Here is a 15,977-nt window from a genome sequence, read left to right as displayed (position 1 = left end):
TCTAGCTTCCCATCCGGCTTTCGATGCGCTCGACCATCTGGGCGGGCACTTCGGCCTCTTTCAACTGATCCAGCATGCGCGCCTTGACGTCGGCGGGGATGAAGCCGTTGGCCTCGACAAAAGCGATCAGGCGCGCGCGGCGATCGGGATCAAGCGCGATGGTCTGCGGTTCGGCCGGGGCAACACCGGCGCCCGCATCCCGGATCGGGTTGATGCGGATGCCTGCGCCCAGCACCGGCGTGCGCGCCAGCACGACCTCGCGGCCCGCCAGACCCGGCGCACGGATCAAGACCGCGTCGCCCTGACGGCGCAGCAATTCGACCGACACCCCCTCAAGCCGGTCCTCGGGGCCCAGAACAAGGATCTGGCCATCCGACCCCAGCGCCGTCGCAGGCAGCCGCGCCACCCCGTCCAGCGGCGGTTCCTCAAGCTCGACGCGCACGAAATCGCCCACCCGAAGCCCGCGCGGCACATCGATGCTGGCAAACAACAGCCGCCCCGATTGCCCCGCTTCGACCGCACCGCTTTCGCGCGTCAGCACCGCGCCCGAGGCCAGATCAAGCCCAAAGACATCAAGAACCACCCGCACAGGCGCCGCGGGCAAGCCAGCCCCGGCCCCGATCAATTGCGCATATTGGGCGGTGGAAATGCGAAACGCCACTTCAAGCGCATCGGGATCGATCAGCCGCGCGATCTGTTCGTTGCGGTTCACCAGCCGGCCCTCGACCAAATTGACACCGGCCAGAACCCCATCGAATTCGGCGCGCAACACCGTTTCGGCGCGCGCGCGCTCGGCTTCGGCCAAGGCGATGCGGCGGCGTTCCAGCGCCGTGTCGGCCTGTGCCAGGCGCGCTTGGGCCTGGGCCAAGGCCTGACGGCGCGACAGAACGGCCTGACCGGCATTGGCCACGGCCAATTCGGCATCTTCGACGCTGGCGGCGCTGCCGACGCCGCGCGCCAACAAATCTTGCTGACGCGCCAGCGCGCGGGCGCGCAGATCGGCCTGCACGCGCGCAGCAGCCACATCCTCGGCCGCCAGATCGACGGCACGGGCCGCATCGGCCAGTTCGGCATCGGCATCGCGCAGATCGGTGCGCGCGCTGGCCAGGGCCGAATCCGCCTGTGCAGGATCGATGCGCAACAGAACCTGACCCGCAGCCACCGCGCCGCCTTCTTCGAAACCGGGGGCCAATTCGATGACCATGCCTTCGGCGGGGGCCCGCAATTCCAGCGTCCGGCGCGACCGGATTTCCCCAAAGGCGGTCAAGATCGGGGTTTGCGTGCCAAGGGCAATGGTCGCGACCTCGGCGGCAAAGACACGTTCGCGCACAGGCATGCCGCCGCCCGCATCGGCCATGCGATCCTGAAGCGCGCCATAGATCGTGTTGCCCGCCATGGCGAGCAGACCAAGCGTTATGGCCACAAGGAACAGGCCCGTCAGGGCACGGCGGAAAAAGCGCATCTGAAACTGCCTATCTAGGTGGCTATGGCTGAACTAGGCCCGATCCGCGACAGGGCAAAGCACCTTTGTCACAAAGCGTGCAGTAAAAACGCAATCATTTCCGCCGCAGGTGTTCATCAAGCCGCGGCAGGATCTCGACGAAATTGCAGGGGCGGTGACGATAATCGAGCTGAAACTTCAGGATTTCATCCCATGCGTCGCGGCATGCCCCGCTGGAGCCGGGCAGCGCGAACAGATAGGTGCCCCCCGCAACGCCACCCGTGGCGCGCGATTGCACCGCCGATGTGCCGATCTTTTGGTATGACAACATCGTGAAGACGGTGGCAAAGGCCTCGATTTCCTTTTCATAGACATCGCGATGCGCCTCGACGGTCACATCGCGGCCGGTCAGACCCGTGCCACCCGTGGTCAAGATCACATCAATGCCAGGATCGGCCACCCAAAGCCGCAACTGGGCCGCGATATCGGCCCGGTCATCGCGCAGGATATGGCGCGCGGCAAGGATGTGGCCCGCTGTGGTCAAGCGCTCGACCAGAAGATCGCCGGATTTGTCTTCGGCCATGCTGCGGGTGTCCGATACCGCCAGAACGGCAATGCGCACGGGGTAAAAGGGGCGGGTTTCATCGATGCGGCTCATGCGTGCGCGGCCTCCCAGCCGATACGGGCGGCCAGCGCCGCGAAAACTCCCGATGTGGCGCGGCGCAGGCCCCGTTCCACGCGCGGTGATTGCACCAGCACCCGACCGATGCGGGCCGAAAATGCGCCGACCGCTGCATTGACCCAAAAGCCCCCCAGCGCAAGCACCGCCCCATATCCAAGGAACTGGGGCAAGACAGGGCGCGCGGGATCGATGAACTGCGGCACAAGTGCAAGGATGAACAAGATCACCTTGGGATTGGACAGGTTCACCACCAGCCCATCGCGAAAGGCCCGCGATGACGCACGCGGCGGCGCCTGTGCGCCAGTCAGGGGCGTGGCCCATGTTTTCCACGCAAGCCAGATCAGATAGCCCGCGCCGATCCAGCGGATCACGCCAAAGACCCAGGGAAAGGCCGCAAGCAACGCGCCCAGCCCGATGCCCGCCAGAAACACATGCACCATGAGGCCAAGGGAAATGCCCGCCGATGCCGCAACGGCCGCGCGCGGCCCGCTGCGCACGCCCTGGGCGAAACAGAACATCATGTCGGCCCCCGGCGTCAGGTTCAGCGCCAGCGCCGCAGGCAAGAACGCCAGAAACAAGACCGAATCGATCATCGCGGCCCGTCCAGCCGCGCTTTCAGCGCCAAAAGATCGGCCCATGCCAGCGCCTTGTCGGCCGGTTTGCGCAGCAGATGCTCGGGCGACAGCATCGCGATGGCGGGCCGGTCCAGCACCTTGGCCCAAGTGCCGCGCAGCCGGATGATGCCGCTGTGGCCCAAAAGACCCTGACAGCCATGATTGCCCATCAGCACCAGCACTTCGGGGCTGATCAGGGCGATGTGGCGGCGCATGAAGGGCACCAGCATCGCCATTTCCTCAGGGGTGGGCGGGCGGTCCTGTGGCGGGCGCCATGGGATCATCGGCGCGACATAGACCGGGCGTGCCGCACCGTCACCGCCGCGCGACAGCCCGATGGCGGCCAGCATCCTGTCCAACAGCTTGCCCTCGACACCCACGATCGGCCGTCCTTGCTGATCTTCCTCGCGGCGGGGGGCGTCGGTCACGATCATGACACGGGCATCTGACCTGCCATCGGCAAAGACCAGCCGCGTTGCGGTTTGCGCCAGAGGGCACAGATCAAAGCCTTCAAGCGCCATGCGCAACGCCGCCAGATCATGGGCCGCCGCCGCCGCGCGTTCGGCCAGCGCCACGGCATCGACCGCCAGCGTGGCGGGTGCATCGGCGATCATGACCGGCTTGGGGGGCGGGGCCACGGGCCCCTGGGCCGCTTGTGCCGCATCGGACAGGGCAAAGCGATCGACGGGCGCATCGAGAATCGCCTCATCGGCCCCCAGCTCGATCTGCCAATCGAGCATCGCCAGCGCGTCGTGATACCCCAGATCATCCATGCCCACAGGCTATGCCGGCCCGCGCGCCGATGGAAGAGCCGAACAGCTTGCCGCCCCACCCCACCCGCACCTATAAGCAGGAAACGCGCGCGACCGGGGCAGAGCCATGACGTTCAGCCAGACCCATCTTCTGGGGATCGAACACCTCCACCCGCTGGAGATCACGACCCTGCTGGACCGGGCCAATGCCTATGCCGAGGCCGAACGCGGCCGCCGCGACCATGGCCAGCCGCTCAAGGGGCTGACCCAGATCAACATGTTCTTCGAAGCCTCGACCCGCACACAGGCCAGCTTTGAAATCGCAGGCCGGCGTCTGGGTGCGGATGTGATGAACATGTCGATGGCAGCAAGCTCGCTGAAAAAGGGCGAGACGCTGATCGACACCGCGCTGACGCTGAACGCGATGCGCCCCGATCTTCTGGTTGTGCGGCACCCCCATTCGGGCGCGGTCAAGCTGTTGGCCGACAAGGTGAATTGCGCGGTTCTGAACGCGGGCGACGGGCGGCATGAACACCCGACGCAAGCGCTGCTTGATGCGCTGACGATCAAGCGCGCCAAGGGGCGGCTCCATCGCCTTGTCATCGCCATTTGCGGCGACATTGCCCATAGCCGCGTGGCGCGCTCGAACATTCATCTGCTGGGCAAGATGGAAAACCGCATCCGCCTGATCGGCCCGCCAACCTTGATCCCGGCGGGCGCAGCCGATTGGGGCGTTGAGGTTTATGGCGACATGGCCGAAGGGCTGAAGGGCGCCGATGTGGTGATGATGCTGCGGCTTCAGAAGGAACGGATGGATGGTGCCTTCATTCCGTCGGAACGCGAGTATTTTCACCGCTTTGGCCTGAACGCCGAAAAACTCGGCCATGCCAAGCCTGACGCCATCGTGATGCATCCGGGGCCGATGAACCGGGGGGTGGAAATCGACGGCACCATCGCCGACGACATCAACCGCTCGGTGATTCAGGAACAGGTCGAGATGGGCGTGGCCGTGCGCATGGCCGCGATGGAGCTTCTGGCCGAAAACCTGCGCAAGCGGCGGAACATGGGGGCGGCATGAGCGACGGCTGGGCCGAACACCTTGAACGCGGCGTCCATGCTTTGATGCGTCGCCTTGCGCCGCTCCGGACAGGGTTTGTTGCCATCGCATGTCCCGGCGCGGCCTGCTCGGCGGGGATGGCGCCCACCCTCGGGCCGGGGGCAAGGCGGGGGGTCATGGCATGACCGACACGCTCCACATCTTTGCCGTCACCCTGGGCACCGACCTGCGCCATACCCACCTGACGCGGGCCGAGGGGCTGGCGCCCGACCTGCCGCCCTTGACCGACTGGCTGGGGGCCGAGGTCGACGCGGACGAGATCGAGCTTTTTCCCGTCCGCGATCTGGGCGACATGGCGCTGTCTGACTATGTCACCATGGCTTTTGCGCCCGAAGACATCCCGCCAGAGGCCCAGCGCCGGATCAATGCGATCAAGGGGCATGTCCTGATGGTGCCCGAACGCGCCCTGTCCGAAGAACCCGCGCCGGGCAAACAGGCGGTGCTGATCGCCTCGCTGCCGCTGGCCCGGCCCGACCATGCCGCCCATCTGCCCAAGGCCGATGTCACGCCCCTGCCACGCCCGGCCCCGCCGCACCCGCGCGCAGCCAAGCCCGGCGGTTTGCGCCTGTGGCTGGTGGCGGGCCTTGTTCTTCTGCTCTCGATTGTCTTCCTCGTGGTGGTGTGATGGAAACGCCGCTCACCACCCGCACGGCCCTTGTGCCTGAAACCCCTCTGGGCTCGGGCGAGGCGGTGATCGCGCGCTTTCCGGCCGACCCCGCCACCTATTGGCGCGAAAACGCGTGGTTGGCTGTCTTTGCCATGGCGGGCGGGCTGGGCATCTTGTGGGCCGTCGGCAATGCCCATGTCTGGACCGGGGCGGTGGGCGGGTTGTTCGCCATCGCGGTGCGCGCGCTTTACCTGTCGTCGGACGAGACCCGGATGCGCTGGGACCTGACCGACCGCCGCCTGCTTGGTCCCGGCACAAGGGCCATCGCCCTGGGCACCATCGCAAACGTGAACACGATCTTTTCCGCCGTGCAGATCGTCACGGTGACGGGCGACAAGCATCTTTTGAAATATCAGCGCGATCCGGGCGCGGTAAAGGCCGCGATCACGCGCGCAGCCGGGCACCCCCGTGGCGGAATGGATAGCAAGACATGACCAACGCATTGCTGCGAAACGCGCGACTGATCGACCCCGAAGCGGGGACCGAAGGCTTGGGCTGGCTTCGGATCGAGGGGGGGCGCATCGCCGAAACCGGGCTGGGCCCGCGCGCGGGCGGGATGGATTGCGGCGGCGCCTGTCTTGCACCCGGCATCGTCGATATCGGCGTCAAGGTGGGTGAGCCGGGCGAACGGCACAAGGAAAGCTTTCGCACGGCGGGCCGCGCGGCGGCGGCGGGTGGTGTCACAACCATGGTCACGCGGCCCGACACCGCCACCCCCATCGACACGCCCGAGGTGCTGGAATTCGTCACCCGCCGTGCCGGACAAGATGCCGACGTCAAGGTGCGCCCCATGGCCGCCCTGACCAAGGGGCGCGCCGGGCGCGAGATGACCGAGATCGGGTTTTTGATGGATGCAGGCGCCATCGCCTTCAGCGATGGCGATGCGGTCTGTGCCGATGCGCGGGTTCTGTCGCGCTGCATGACCTATGCGCGATCCTTGGGCGCGCTGATCATCGGCCATCCGCAAGACCCGGTTCTGTCCTCGGGGGCTGCGGTCACCAGCGGAAAATTTGCCTCGCTCAAGGGGTTGCCGGCGGTGTCGCCCATGGCCGAACGCATGGGGCTGGAGCGCGATCTGGCCTTGGTCGAGATGACCGGCGTGCGCTACCACGCCGACCAGATCACCACGGCCGCAGCCCTGCCCGCGCTGGCGCGCGCCAAGGCGGCGGGGCTGGATGTGACGGCGGGCATCTCGATCCACCACCTGACGCTCAATGCCTTTGACGTGGGCGATTACCGCACCTTCTTCAAGGTCAAGCCGCCCTTGCGCGACGAGGATGACCGCATGGCGATGGTCGAGGCGCTGCGCACGGGGATGATCGACATCCTGTGTTCGATGCACACCCCGCAAGACGAGGAAAGCAAACGCCTGCCGTTCGAGGCGGCGGCATCGGGCGCGGTTGGCCTCGAGACGCTTTTGCCCGCCGCCTTGCGGCTCTATCATGCCGAGGCTTTGAGCTTGCCGGAATTGTTCCGCGCCATGGCGTTGAACCCGGCGCGTCGGCTGGGGCTGGAGCAGGGTCGCCTTGCGGTGGGCGCCCCCGCCGATCTGGTGCTGTTTGACCCAGACGTGCCCTATGTGCTGGACCGGTTCACGCTCCGGTCGAAATCGAAGAACACACCCTTTGACGGCCAGCGCATGCAGGGACAGGTTCTGCGCACATGGGTGGATGGCAATCTGGTCCATGACCGCAACGCAAAGACCTCGGCATGATCCCCGCATTGGAAACCGGACCGGCGCTGTTGGGTGTGGTGGGTCTGTTGGCCTATCTCCTGGGATCGGTGTCGTTTGGCGTCGTGATGGCGCGGCTGTTTGGCTTGGGCGATCTGCGCCAGATCGGATCGGGCAATATCGGGGCCACCAATGTCTTGCGCACGGGCAACAAGACGGCGGCCTTTCTGACCTTGGTGCTGGATGCGGCCAAGGGCGGCATCGCGGTCTTGATCGCGGGGGCGCTTTTGGGTGCGGATGCGGCACAGGCCGCGGGCCTTGCCGCCTTTCTGGGGCATTGCTACCCGGTGTTTCTGGGCTTTCGCGGTGGCAAGGGGGTGGCGACTTTCCTGGGCACGCTCTTGGCATTGTCCTTGCCTGTCGGTCTGGCGGCTTGCGCCACATGGGCTGTGGTGGCGGCCCTCAGCCGCATATCCTCGCTTTCGGCCCTGATGGCAGCGGCAAGCGCCCCGATCTGGGCGCTGGTTCTGGGCTTGCCCGATGCGGTGGCGCTGTTGATCGCTCTGGCGGTCGTGATCGGGCTGCGCCATGAGGGCAATATCCGCCGCCTGATCGCAGGCACCGAGCCAAGGATCGGGCGCAAATCCTAGGATCGTGCGCGCCGGTCAGTAGCGATAGCTGTCGTAAATCCGCGTCAGATCCCCGGCCCAGTCGCCGTTGAAATGCTCCAGCAACTCGTCGGCCGGAACGCGTCCGGTTTCCACGCTGTCTTTCAGCGCGTTCAGAAAATGCGTCTCGTCGGTGATCAGCCCACCCGCACCGGGGCGCGCGCGCGCCTTGAGACCGGCCTCCGACATCGCCACCGCCTCGCGCGCCAGATCATGCATGCGGATCTTGCCCACCACAGCCTGTAACCCATCGACCGAGGCCGCCACACGCAGCGCGTCGCGGGTTTCGCCATCCCATCCCTTGACCAGATCCCACGCGGCATCGAGCGCGGATTGATCATACATCAGCCCCACCCAGAATGCAGATAGCGCGCACAAGCGCCGCCAAGGGCCCCCATCGGCGCCACGCATCTCGATGTATTTCTTGACGCGTGCTTCGGGAAACACCGTAGTCAGATGATCGGCCCAATCGCTGAGCGTCGGCATCTCGCCGGGCAGCGCGGGCAGTTGCCCTTTCAGGAAATCGCGGAACGACTGACCCAGCGCATTGATGTATTTGCCGTCGCGGTAGACGAAATACATCGGCACATCGAGGACATACTGCACCCAAGCCTCAAAGCCGAACCCGTCCTCGAAGGCAAAGGGCAGCATGCCCGTGCGCGCCGGATCAAGATCGCGCCAGACGCGCGCGCGCCATGACTTGTGACCATTGGGCTTGCCATCGAGGAAGGGGGAATTGGCGAAGAGCGCGGTCGCCACCGGCTGCAACGCCAGCGCCACGCGCATTTTCTGCACCATATCCGCCTCGGAGCCGAAATCGAGGTTCACCTGCACCGTACAGGTGCGCCGCATCATGGTGGTGCCCATGGTGCCGACCGATTGCATATAGCCATCCATCAGCTTGTAGCGGCCCTTGGGCATCAGCGGCATATCTTCGTGCCGCCAGATGGGGGCCGCCCCCAGACCGATGAATTCGACGCCCAGACGGTCGGCCACCTCGCGCACGTCGCGCAGATGGTCGTTCACCTCATCGCAGGTCTGGTGGATCGTTTCCAGCGGCGCGCCCGAAAGCTCCAGCTGGCCACCGGGTTCAAGGCTGACATTGGCGCCATCCTTGGTCAGACCGATGATGTGATCGCCCTCGAGAACGGGGGTCCAGCCGAATCTCTGGGCCATCCCCTCCAGCACGGCCTTGATCGAGCGCGGCCCGTCATAGGGCAAGGGCGCCAGCGTATCGCGGCAATAGCCGAATTTCTCGTGTTCGGTGCCGATGCGCCATTGGTCCTTGGGCTTGCAGCCCGAGGCGAGATATTCGGCCAATTGGTCATGATGTTCGATCGGGCCGCCGCCGGATTGGGGAATCGACATGAGTGTTTCTTCTTCCGCGCTCGGGGATCGTCGGAGGCAGAGGTGGCCCGGTGGGGCTACTGTGTCAAGGCCGGAACGTTCGCACGCCGCCACAGGGTCTGTGTGCCCATGCGCGGGTTGGAGCGGGCGGTCAGCAAACGCTGCGCGCCCAAGCCCGGCAAGGTGGTAAATGCGTCAAACAGGGCATCGGCCCCGGCAGCGTCGATGGGGATGACCAGCATCTGCCCCGGTTCGGTCAGAATCCACGCGGCAGCCCCCTCATGATCGCGGCGCAGCGAGAGCAATGTCAATTCCGCCAATGACACAGCGCCGCCTGTGACGGGGCCCATGTAAAGGATGCGCCCCTCGATCACCTGCACCACGCCCGGCCCCTGACCTTCGGCGGCAAAACGGGCACGGCGGATCGCGGGGATCAGGGCAAGGGCCGCCAGCGCCATAAGCACATAGCCAAATCCCTGCACCACGGGGCCGGGGCGCGCGGCGATCCACAGGCCAAGCGCAATGACGCCGCACGCGGCAATCACCTCGGCCCAGCGGCGCAACAACACCGCTACCTCGGGGCGCAGAAACCCGGTCATGGCGCGCCCCCAAGGTCACGCGGCGATTTCAACAGCGCCAGATGATAGCAGCCAACGGGTTGAAACCCGATCCGCGTGTAGGCCCGCGCCGCCGCATCCGAGGCCGCGAACAGGATCGCCACCTGCGCGCCTTGTGCGCGGTCTTGGGCCAATAGACCCGCGACCATCGCGCCCGCGCGCCCGGCCCCGCGCAAGGCGGGCGGCACAAAGACACCGCCGACCTGCACCGCGCGCCCGGCGCGGGCATTGATCGCGGCCATCGCTACGGCGCGCCCGTCTTCGATCAGCAGCCGAACCTTGGTGCCCGTGATCGCCGCCTCGGCGCGGATGCGGGCGGCCTTGGCCAGATCGCCGGGCGGCGCTGTCTGCGTTTGTGCCATGTAGGTTGCGAACCAGTCGGCCAGCAATGTGCGATCGCCGTCGACGGGGTGGCGCAATTCCACCGGTGGCGCGGCAAGATCTGCAAGGTCCAACCGAAAAAGCGGCTGGTCTTCGTCAAGCTGCCAGAGCGTTGCGGGCCAGCCCAACGCATCGCGCAACACCGCCACCTGGTCAGCCGCGCCGGTGATGCCCTTGATCCTTCGCCCGGCGACCACGTCAAGCATGCGGCGCGCAAGCGGCGCGTCGATGCCGGGGGCTTGCAGCAACAAGAACCCGTCATGGGTCAGGCCCAAGACCGCCGCGATGCCGCTGTCGGCATCCGCCACCCAATAGGCCGTTGCATGGGCATGATCGGCCCCGCACAGGCCGTGCGCCTCGAGGTTGCCGAGCAGAAACATGGAGGTTTCGATCCGCGCCGCCAGAAAGGCCCGCAGCGCCGCCAGATCATCCGCAGCGGCGGGGCGGATCACGCCCAATCCCCCAGGCGTGCCTGAAACAGGGTCAGGGCCGCAACCGCCGCGGTATCGGCGCGCAGGATGCGCGGGCCCAGCGAAAGCGGCGTGACAAAGGGCAGACCGCGCAAGCGCGCGCGCTCGGCTTCGGAAAACCCGCCCTCGGGACCGATCAGGATGGCCCAGCCGTCACGCGGCGGGGCGGCGGCAAGGCTGGCTTCGGCACCCACCAGTGCCTCATCGGCAAAGATCAGCCCGCGCCCCTTGGGCCAGTCGGCCAAAACCCGGTCAAGGCGCTGCAGATCACAGACTTCGGGCACGAAGGTTCCGCCGCATTGCTCGGCGGCCTCGACGGCATGGGCCTGAAGACGGTCTTGCCGAATGCGTTCGGCATTGGTGAAATCCGTCTGCACGGGGATGATGCGCGCGGCGCCCATCTCGACCGCTTTTTCGACAATGAAATCGGTGCGCGCCTTCTTGATCGGGGCAAACATCAGCCAAAGATCGGGGGGCGCCATCAACGGCGCTGTCAGCATGTCGCAGATCAGCCGCCCGCCGCGTTTTCCGGCCTCGGCCACCAGCGCACGCCATTCACCATCGCGCCCGTTGAACAGCGCGACCCCGGCGCCCGCGTCGAGCCGCATCACGTTGAACAGATAATTCGCCTGGTCCCGCGACAGGTCAACCGTTTGCCCCGGCCCCAAAGGCTGGTCTACATAGAGGCGTATCTTGGGGCGGTCTGACATGGGGCACAGACTATGAGCGAGGCAAGCGAAACGCCAGAGGGGCAGGTGGCGGATGCCGTGCGCGGCAACTGGGTGGACCGTCTGGCCCCGCCCGCCACGCGGCCCTATCTGCGGCTTAGCCGCGCGGATCGGCCCATCGGCACATGGCTCTTGCTGCTGCCGTGCTGGTGGGGGCTGTTTTTGGCGGCGGGTGCAGGCGGGAATGGTCTGGCCCTTGCCGATCTGTGGCTTTTTGTGGGTTCGGCCATTGGCGCCTTTTTGATGCGCGGCGCGGGCTGCACATGGAACGACATCACCGACCGCCATATCGACGGGGCGGTGGCGCGCACAAGGTCGCGGCCCATTCCATCGGGACAGGTCAGCGTCAAGCAGGCGCTGATCTGGCTGGTGGCGCAAGCGGTAATGGCTTTTGCGATCCTTTTGACCTTCAACATCGATGCGATCGTTTTGGGCATCGCCTCGCTTGTGACGGTGGCGGTCTATCCTTTTGCCAAGCGCTTCACATGGTGGCCACAGGTGTTTCTTGGCCTTGCCTTCAACTGGGGGGCGCTGCTTTTGTGGACGGCGCAATCGGGCAGGCTTGGCTGGCCTGCGGTCTTGCTTTATCTCGGCGGTATCAGCTGGACGCTGTTTTATGACACGATCTATGCCCATCAAGACCGCGAGGATGACGCGCTGATCGGGGTGAAATCCACCGCGCGGCTGTTTGCGGACAACACGGCGATCTGGCTGCGTGGTTTCTTGATCCTGACCATGGCGCTGATGGCTGCCGCAGCCCTGATGGCTTTGGCAACCGCGTCGGCTTTGGGGCTGGCGCTGGCCGTGTTGGGGGTCGGGGGCATGGGCTTGCACATGCTTTGGCAGCTGCAGCGCCTCGACATCGACGACGCCGACACCTGTTTGCGGCTGTTCCGCGCCAACCGCGATACCGGGTTGATCGTTGCGCTGTTTTTCGCCGCCGCGGCGCTGGTTTGATTGAACCCGGGCACACAAGCCTGTAGGCCGCTCGAAAGACAGTCGCGTAACAGGCGCCGGGACAGCCATGATCCGATCCCCCCATTTGCAGATGATCGCGGCCTTTGGCCTTGCCTTGGCAATGGCGTTGGTCACGGCAATCGTCTTGGCGATGGCGATGGAACGGCGGTCGGTCGATGCGCTGAATGTCGCCCTGGCCGAAGGTGGCATGGATTGGGCGACGGTTTCGGCCAATGGCCTGCAGGTGTTTCTGGATGGCACGGCGCCGAACGAAGCAGCGGCCTTTCGCGCGGCGCAGCGTGCGGCGATGCTGGTCGATGCCGACCGGGTGGTCAGCCGGATCGAGGTGGCGCTGCGCGCGGATCTGCAACCGCCTCGCTTTTCGGTCAACATCTTGCGCGCGCGCGACGGAATTCAGGTGATCGGCCTTGTCCCAAGAGCGACGGGTGTCGAGCGGATCAATCAAGCCATCGCCGAGATCGCCAATGGCACACAGGTGGCAAACCTTGTGGAAACCGCCGATTTCGCGGTCCCCGCGCTATGGGAGGCCGCGCTGGACTTTGGGCTGGAGGCGCTCAAGCAGCTCCCGCGCGCAAAGGTGACGGTCTATGAAGACCGGGTCAAGGTGCAAGCCATCGCCGACAGCGCCGCGCAACGGATCGCCTTTCTGAGCGCGCTGCAAAACCGCAGCCCCGAGGGGATCGAGGTTGTTTTGGATATTTCCGCACCGCGGCCTGTCATCACGCCATTCCAGTTCCGTTTCACGATGGATGCCGGAACCGCGCGGATCGAGACCTGCGCAGCAGACACGCCCATCACGCAAGGCCGGATACTGGCAGCCGCAATCGCCGCCGGGGCACAGACCACAGCGGCCTGCACCATCGGCTTGGGTGTGCCATCACCGCAATGGGCCGACGCGGTCGTCGTCGCGATCCGGGCTTTGGCCCGGTTGGGCGCAGGCACGATCGCCTTTTCGGATGCCGATGTGACCCTGATCGCGGCCGAGGGCACCGCGCAAGATGAATTCGACCGCGTCATGGGTGAGCTGGCCAGCGCCTTGCCGGATTTCTTTTCGCTTGCGGGTGTGCTGGGCACACAAAGCGAAACCGGTGCCGCGACGGCAGGGCCCGCACGGCTGATCGCGACACTGGATGCTGAGGAGGGACGCTTGCTGTTGCGCGGACGCTTGCCCGAGGGCCCGGTCGGGCGCTCGGTGGAGGCCTATGCGCGGGCGGTGTTTGGACGCGACCGCGCCGATGTCGCGACGCGCATGGTTGACGATCTGCCGACCGGTTGGGCCGTGCGGGCGATGATCGGTCTGGATGCGCTGTCGCGGCTGACCGACGGAACCATGACGCTTGAACCCGACACCCTGATCTTGCGAGGCCGGACCGGAAACACAGAGATCGAATCGGACATCACGCGCTTTCTGAGCGAGGCGTTGGGCCCGGATGGGGATTTCCAGTTGCGCATCAACTATCTGGAACAACTTGACCAGACCGCATCGCTGCCCAGCCCCACCGATTGCCAGATGCGGATCGAAGACATCCAGCGCGCGACCAAGATCACCTTTGACCCCGGATCGGTCACGATCAACCCGCAAGCGGGCGCCATTCTGGACCAGATCGCCGAAGTGCTGCGCGATTGCCGACATGTCCCGATGGAAATCGCGGGCCACACCGATTCCCAGGGTCGCGATGAAATGAACCTGAACCTGAGCCGGTCACGGGCGAACGCGGTGCTTGACGGGCTGCTTGCGCGTGATGTTCTTGTGTCAAACCTGACGGCACAAGGGTATGGCGAAAGCCAGCCCATCGCCTCGAACGAAACCGAAAGCGGGCGCGAACAAAACCGCCGCATCGAATTTCGCCTGCTCGGGACGACCAGCGATGACGCCACAGCCGACGGCGGCGAAGCGGATCCGGCGACACTTGCGCCTATGCCCGCAACGCCCGAAACGCCAACCGGACCGCGCCCGATCCCGCGACCTGCGCAACGGCGCGATCAAGAAAAGGACAGCCCATGAACCGGCTTGAATTCGTGATCGCCATTGCGGCCATATTGTTTGTCGCCTTTGCGCTTGGCTGGCTTGCGCATTGGCTGCTGAGCCGCGTCCATCGGGTGAGCAGCGCCGATCTGAACGAATTGGAAGCAATGGCGAAGGCATTGCATGATGCCGAAGAAACCCGTGATCAGGCGACAGAATATCTGCAACAACGCGAGGCCGAACTGACCGGACAGTTGAGCCAGACCGAGGCCGAGTTGCGCGCGGCAACCGACGACTTGCGCGAAGCGCGGCAAGAGACCGAAGAGCTGCGGCTGTACATCGAACGGATCAATCAAGGGCAAGATTGAAGCGGGAGTGCGAATTTTCGTACGAAAATTCGCGTGCCGCGCCCGTCCATCCGGCGCGGGTGGCCCACACCGATGCGAAAGCCGCGGCGCGCGGGTCAGGCGGGTTTTGACCAGCGCGCCAGCGCGGCTTCGTCTTCGCTCAGCGCCTCGACCCAAGTGGCGCGGGTGGCGGTGATCTCTTTTTTCCAGAAAGGCGCGCGCGATTTGAGATAGTCCATCAAGAATTCCGCCGCCGCAAAGGCATCGGCCCGGTGGCGGGCGGCGGTGGCGACCATCATGATGGGATCGGCGGGCCTGAGCGGACCGAAGCGGTGCAAGATCATCGCATCGGTCAGGCAAAACCGCGCGATTGCCTCATCGCGGATCGCGGCCAGGGCCGCTTCGGTCATGCCGGGGTAATGTTCGATTTCCATCACCTGCAGATCGCCGCTGGCCAGATCGCGGGTCAGGCCCGAAAAGCTGACCACGGCGCCCGCACCCGGCACGCGCGCGGCAAAGCGGTTCAGCTCGGCGCCCATGTCGAACGGGGCGGATTGCACGCGCACGGGCAGGGTCATCGCGCTCAGCCCCCGGTCATGGGTGGGAAAAATGCCACCTCGCGCGCGCCGGCCAAGGGCGCATCGAACGCGACCAGGCTCTGATCAACCGCGGCGCGGATCGATGCCAGATCGGAAAAGGCATAGGCATAGCCTTCGTCACGCGCGCGCAACTCGTCGATAAGCCCCGCCACGGTTGTGGCTTTGGTCTCGACCTGTTCGGCGGCGGTGCCGACACGTTCGCGCAACCATGCGAAATAGCGAATATCGAGTTTCATGCCGGATCCCTCAGATAGGGCATCGCCTTGCGGAAATAATCCAGACCGGTCGCCACCGTCAGCGCGGCAGCCAGCCAGAGCAACACCAGCCCACCATAAGAGGTGAACATAAGACCCTGATATTTCCAGCCCAGCCCGACACTGTCGGCGATATCGCCATTCAAGATCCCGGTCACGATCTGCGCGTTCATGCCCAGTGTCTGCATCAGGAAATAATGGTCAAACAGGCCCCAGGCGAACAGCATGGTGATCGCGATCATCTGAACCGAGGTTTTCCACTTGGCCAGCGCCGTGACCTTGAGCGTTCCCGCATGATGGCCAAGAAATTCCCGCAGACCCGAGACGAAAACCTCGCGAAACAAGATGGCCACCACGGGGATCAGCGTCCAGCCGCTGATGCCATGCACGCCCAAAAGAACGGCCAGCGCGATCACGACCACCGCCTTGTCGGCGATGGGATCGAGCATGGCGCCAAAGCGGCTGATCTGGTTCCAGGCACGGGCGAGATAGCCATCGACATAATCGGTAAGCGAGGCGGCCAGAAACAGGATCATCGCCACCCAATCGGCATAGGGCCGCGGCAGCAACAAGAACACCAGACCCACCATGGGGGCCGCGATCATCCGCGCAACGGTGAGAATATTCGGAAAGGTCCAACGCATGGCATAGCTGTAGCGCGCCCGCTTGCCGGAGGG

Annotated in this window: 19 protein-coding genes; 8 read left to right on the top strand and 11 right to left on the bottom strand. The window is 65.4% G+C overall.

Annotated features, from left to right (window positions below):
- Position 1 precedes the first annotated feature (1 nt).
- From Q0094_RS05295 to Q0094_RS05280, 4 genes are all read right to left on the bottom strand, one after another.
- Positions 2-1,462, bottom strand: coding sequence for an HlyD family efflux transporter periplasmic adaptor subunit (locus Q0094_RS05295; RefSeq protein ID WP_297615999.1), 1,461 nt, complete (start codon positions 1,460-1,462; stop codon positions 2-4).
- Positions 1,463-1,556: 94 nt separating this feature from the next.
- Complete coding sequence (gene moaB / locus Q0094_RS05290; RefSeq protein ID WP_297615997.1) at positions 1,557-2,099, bottom strand: molybdenum cofactor biosynthesis protein B; 543 nt, start codon at positions 2,097-2,099, stop codon at positions 1,557-1,559.
- Positions 2,096-2,716, bottom strand: a complete 621-nt coding sequence (locus Q0094_RS05285) for a LysE family translocator (RefSeq protein ID WP_297615995.1) — start codon at positions 2,714-2,716, stop codon at positions 2,096-2,098. The genes moaB and Q0094_RS05285 overlap by 4 nt, the downstream gene beginning before the upstream one ends.
- A complete protein-coding gene (locus Q0094_RS05280; RefSeq protein WP_297615993.1) occupies positions 2,713-3,510 on the bottom strand; it encodes a uracil-DNA glycosylase in 798 nt (265 codons plus the stop codon). The genes Q0094_RS05285 and Q0094_RS05280 overlap by 4 nt, the downstream gene beginning before the upstream one ends.
- Positions 3,511-3,616: 106 nt before the next feature.
- Between Q0094_RS05280 and Q0094_RS05275 the strand changes: the two genes are divergently transcribed.
- From Q0094_RS05275 to plsY, 5 genes are all read left to right on the top strand, one after another.
- Positions 3,617-4,567, top strand: coding sequence for an aspartate carbamoyltransferase catalytic subunit (locus tag Q0094_RS05275; RefSeq protein WP_297615991.1), 951 nt, complete (start codon positions 3,617-3,619; stop codon positions 4,565-4,567).
- 160 nt (positions 4,568-4,727) lie between these two features.
- Positions 4,728-5,231, top strand: a complete 504-nt coding sequence (locus tag Q0094_RS05270) for a hypothetical protein (protein WP_297615989.1) — start codon at positions 4,728-4,730, stop codon at positions 5,229-5,231.
- Positions 5,231-5,707: a hypothetical protein gene (locus tag Q0094_RS05265; protein WP_297615987.1), complete on the top strand. Its 477-nt coding sequence runs from the start codon at positions 5,231-5,233 to the stop codon at positions 5,705-5,707. Before Q0094_RS05270 ends, Q0094_RS05265 begins: the two co-directional genes overlap by 1 nt.
- Positions 5,704-6,987 carry a dihydroorotase gene (pyrC, locus tag Q0094_RS05260; RefSeq protein ID WP_297615985.1) on the top strand — a complete coding sequence of 428 codons (1,284 nt, stop codon included), beginning with the start codon at positions 5,704-5,706 and terminating at the stop codon, positions 6,985-6,987. Before Q0094_RS05265 ends, pyrC begins: the two co-directional genes overlap by 4 nt.
- The gene (gene plsY, locus Q0094_RS05255; RefSeq protein WP_297616048.1) at positions 6,987-7,595 is read left to right on the top strand and encodes a glycerol-3-phosphate 1-O-acyltransferase PlsY; all 609 of its coding nucleotides are present in this window, start codon (positions 6,987-6,989) and stop codon (positions 7,593-7,595) included. Before pyrC ends, plsY begins: the two co-directional genes overlap by 1 nt.
- Positions 7,596-7,610: 15 nt before the next feature.
- On the opposite strand, the gene Q0094_RS05250 is transcribed toward plsY, so the two are convergent.
- Genes Q0094_RS05250 through Q0094_RS05235 form a run of 4 tightly spaced genes read right to left on the bottom strand, consistent with a single transcriptional unit; the run spans position 7,611 to position 11,138 of the window.
- Positions 7,611-8,981, bottom strand: a complete 1,371-nt coding sequence (locus Q0094_RS05250; protein ID WP_297615983.1) for a glutamate--cysteine ligase — start codon at positions 8,979-8,981, stop codon at positions 7,611-7,613.
- A 56-nt stretch (positions 8,982-9,037) separates the two neighbouring features.
- Positions 9,038-9,559 carry a hypothetical protein gene (locus tag Q0094_RS05245; protein WP_297615981.1) on the bottom strand — a complete coding sequence of 174 codons (522 nt, stop codon included), beginning with the start codon at positions 9,557-9,559 and terminating at the stop codon, positions 9,038-9,040.
- A complete protein-coding gene (locus Q0094_RS05240; RefSeq protein ID WP_297615979.1) occupies positions 9,556-10,410 on the bottom strand; it encodes a GNAT family N-acetyltransferase in 855 nt (284 codons plus the stop codon). Before Q0094_RS05240 ends, Q0094_RS05245 begins: the two co-directional genes overlap by 4 nt.
- A complete protein-coding gene (locus Q0094_RS05235) occupies positions 10,407-11,138 on the bottom strand; it encodes a 16S rRNA (uracil(1498)-N(3))-methyltransferase (protein ID WP_297615977.1) in 732 nt (243 codons plus the stop codon). Before Q0094_RS05235 ends, Q0094_RS05240 begins: the two co-directional genes overlap by 4 nt.
- A gap of 12 nt (positions 11,139-11,150) precedes the next feature.
- Here Q0094_RS05235 and ubiA point away from each other — a divergent pair, with 12 nt between their 5' ends.
- The 3 genes from ubiA (at position 11,151) to Q0094_RS05220 (ending at position 14,468) form a co-directional block, all read left to right on the top strand.
- A complete protein-coding gene (gene ubiA / locus Q0094_RS05230) occupies positions 11,151-12,113 on the top strand; it encodes a 4-hydroxybenzoate octaprenyltransferase (RefSeq protein WP_297615975.1) in 963 nt (320 codons plus the stop codon).
- A gap of 67 nt (positions 12,114-12,180) precedes the next feature.
- A complete protein-coding gene (locus Q0094_RS05225) occupies positions 12,181-14,139 on the top strand; it encodes an OmpA family protein (protein WP_297615973.1) in 1,959 nt (652 codons plus the stop codon).
- Positions 14,136-14,468 carry a hypothetical protein gene (locus tag Q0094_RS05220; RefSeq protein WP_297615971.1) on the top strand — a complete coding sequence of 111 codons (333 nt, stop codon included), beginning with the start codon at positions 14,136-14,138 and terminating at the stop codon, positions 14,466-14,468. The genes Q0094_RS05225 and Q0094_RS05220 overlap by 4 nt, the downstream gene beginning before the upstream one ends.
- Positions 14,469-14,563: 95 nt before the next feature.
- On the opposite strand, the gene Q0094_RS05215 is transcribed toward Q0094_RS05220, so the two are convergent.
- The 3 genes from Q0094_RS05215 to pgsA are packed head-to-tail and all read right to left on the bottom strand — an operon-like array spanning position 14,564 to position 15,944.
- On the bottom strand, positions 14,564-15,019 hold the full coding sequence (locus tag Q0094_RS05215; RefSeq protein WP_297616046.1) for a molybdenum cofactor biosynthesis protein MoaE: 456 nt from the start codon (positions 15,017-15,019) through the stop codon (positions 14,564-14,566).
- An 11-nt stretch (positions 15,020-15,030) separates the two neighbouring features.
- A complete protein-coding gene (gene moaD / locus Q0094_RS05210) occupies positions 15,031-15,282 on the bottom strand; it encodes a molybdopterin converting factor subunit 1 (RefSeq protein ID WP_297615969.1) in 252 nt (83 codons plus the stop codon).
- Positions 15,279-15,944, bottom strand: a complete 666-nt coding sequence (gene pgsA / locus Q0094_RS05205; RefSeq protein WP_297615967.1) for a CDP-diacylglycerol--glycerol-3-phosphate 3-phosphatidyltransferase — start codon at positions 15,942-15,944, stop codon at positions 15,279-15,281. The genes moaD and pgsA overlap by 4 nt, the downstream gene beginning before the upstream one ends.
- Between the last annotated feature and the right edge of the window lie 33 nt (positions 15,945-15,977).

It is taken from the genome of uncultured Roseicyclus sp. (assembly GCF_937892565.1).
In the GTDB taxonomy this organism is placed as follows: domain Bacteria; phylum Pseudomonadota; class Alphaproteobacteria; order Rhodobacterales; family Rhodobacteraceae; genus Roseicyclus.
Note: the sequence above shows the minus strand (reverse complement) of the source record. Positions and strands in the feature narration are given on the sequence as shown.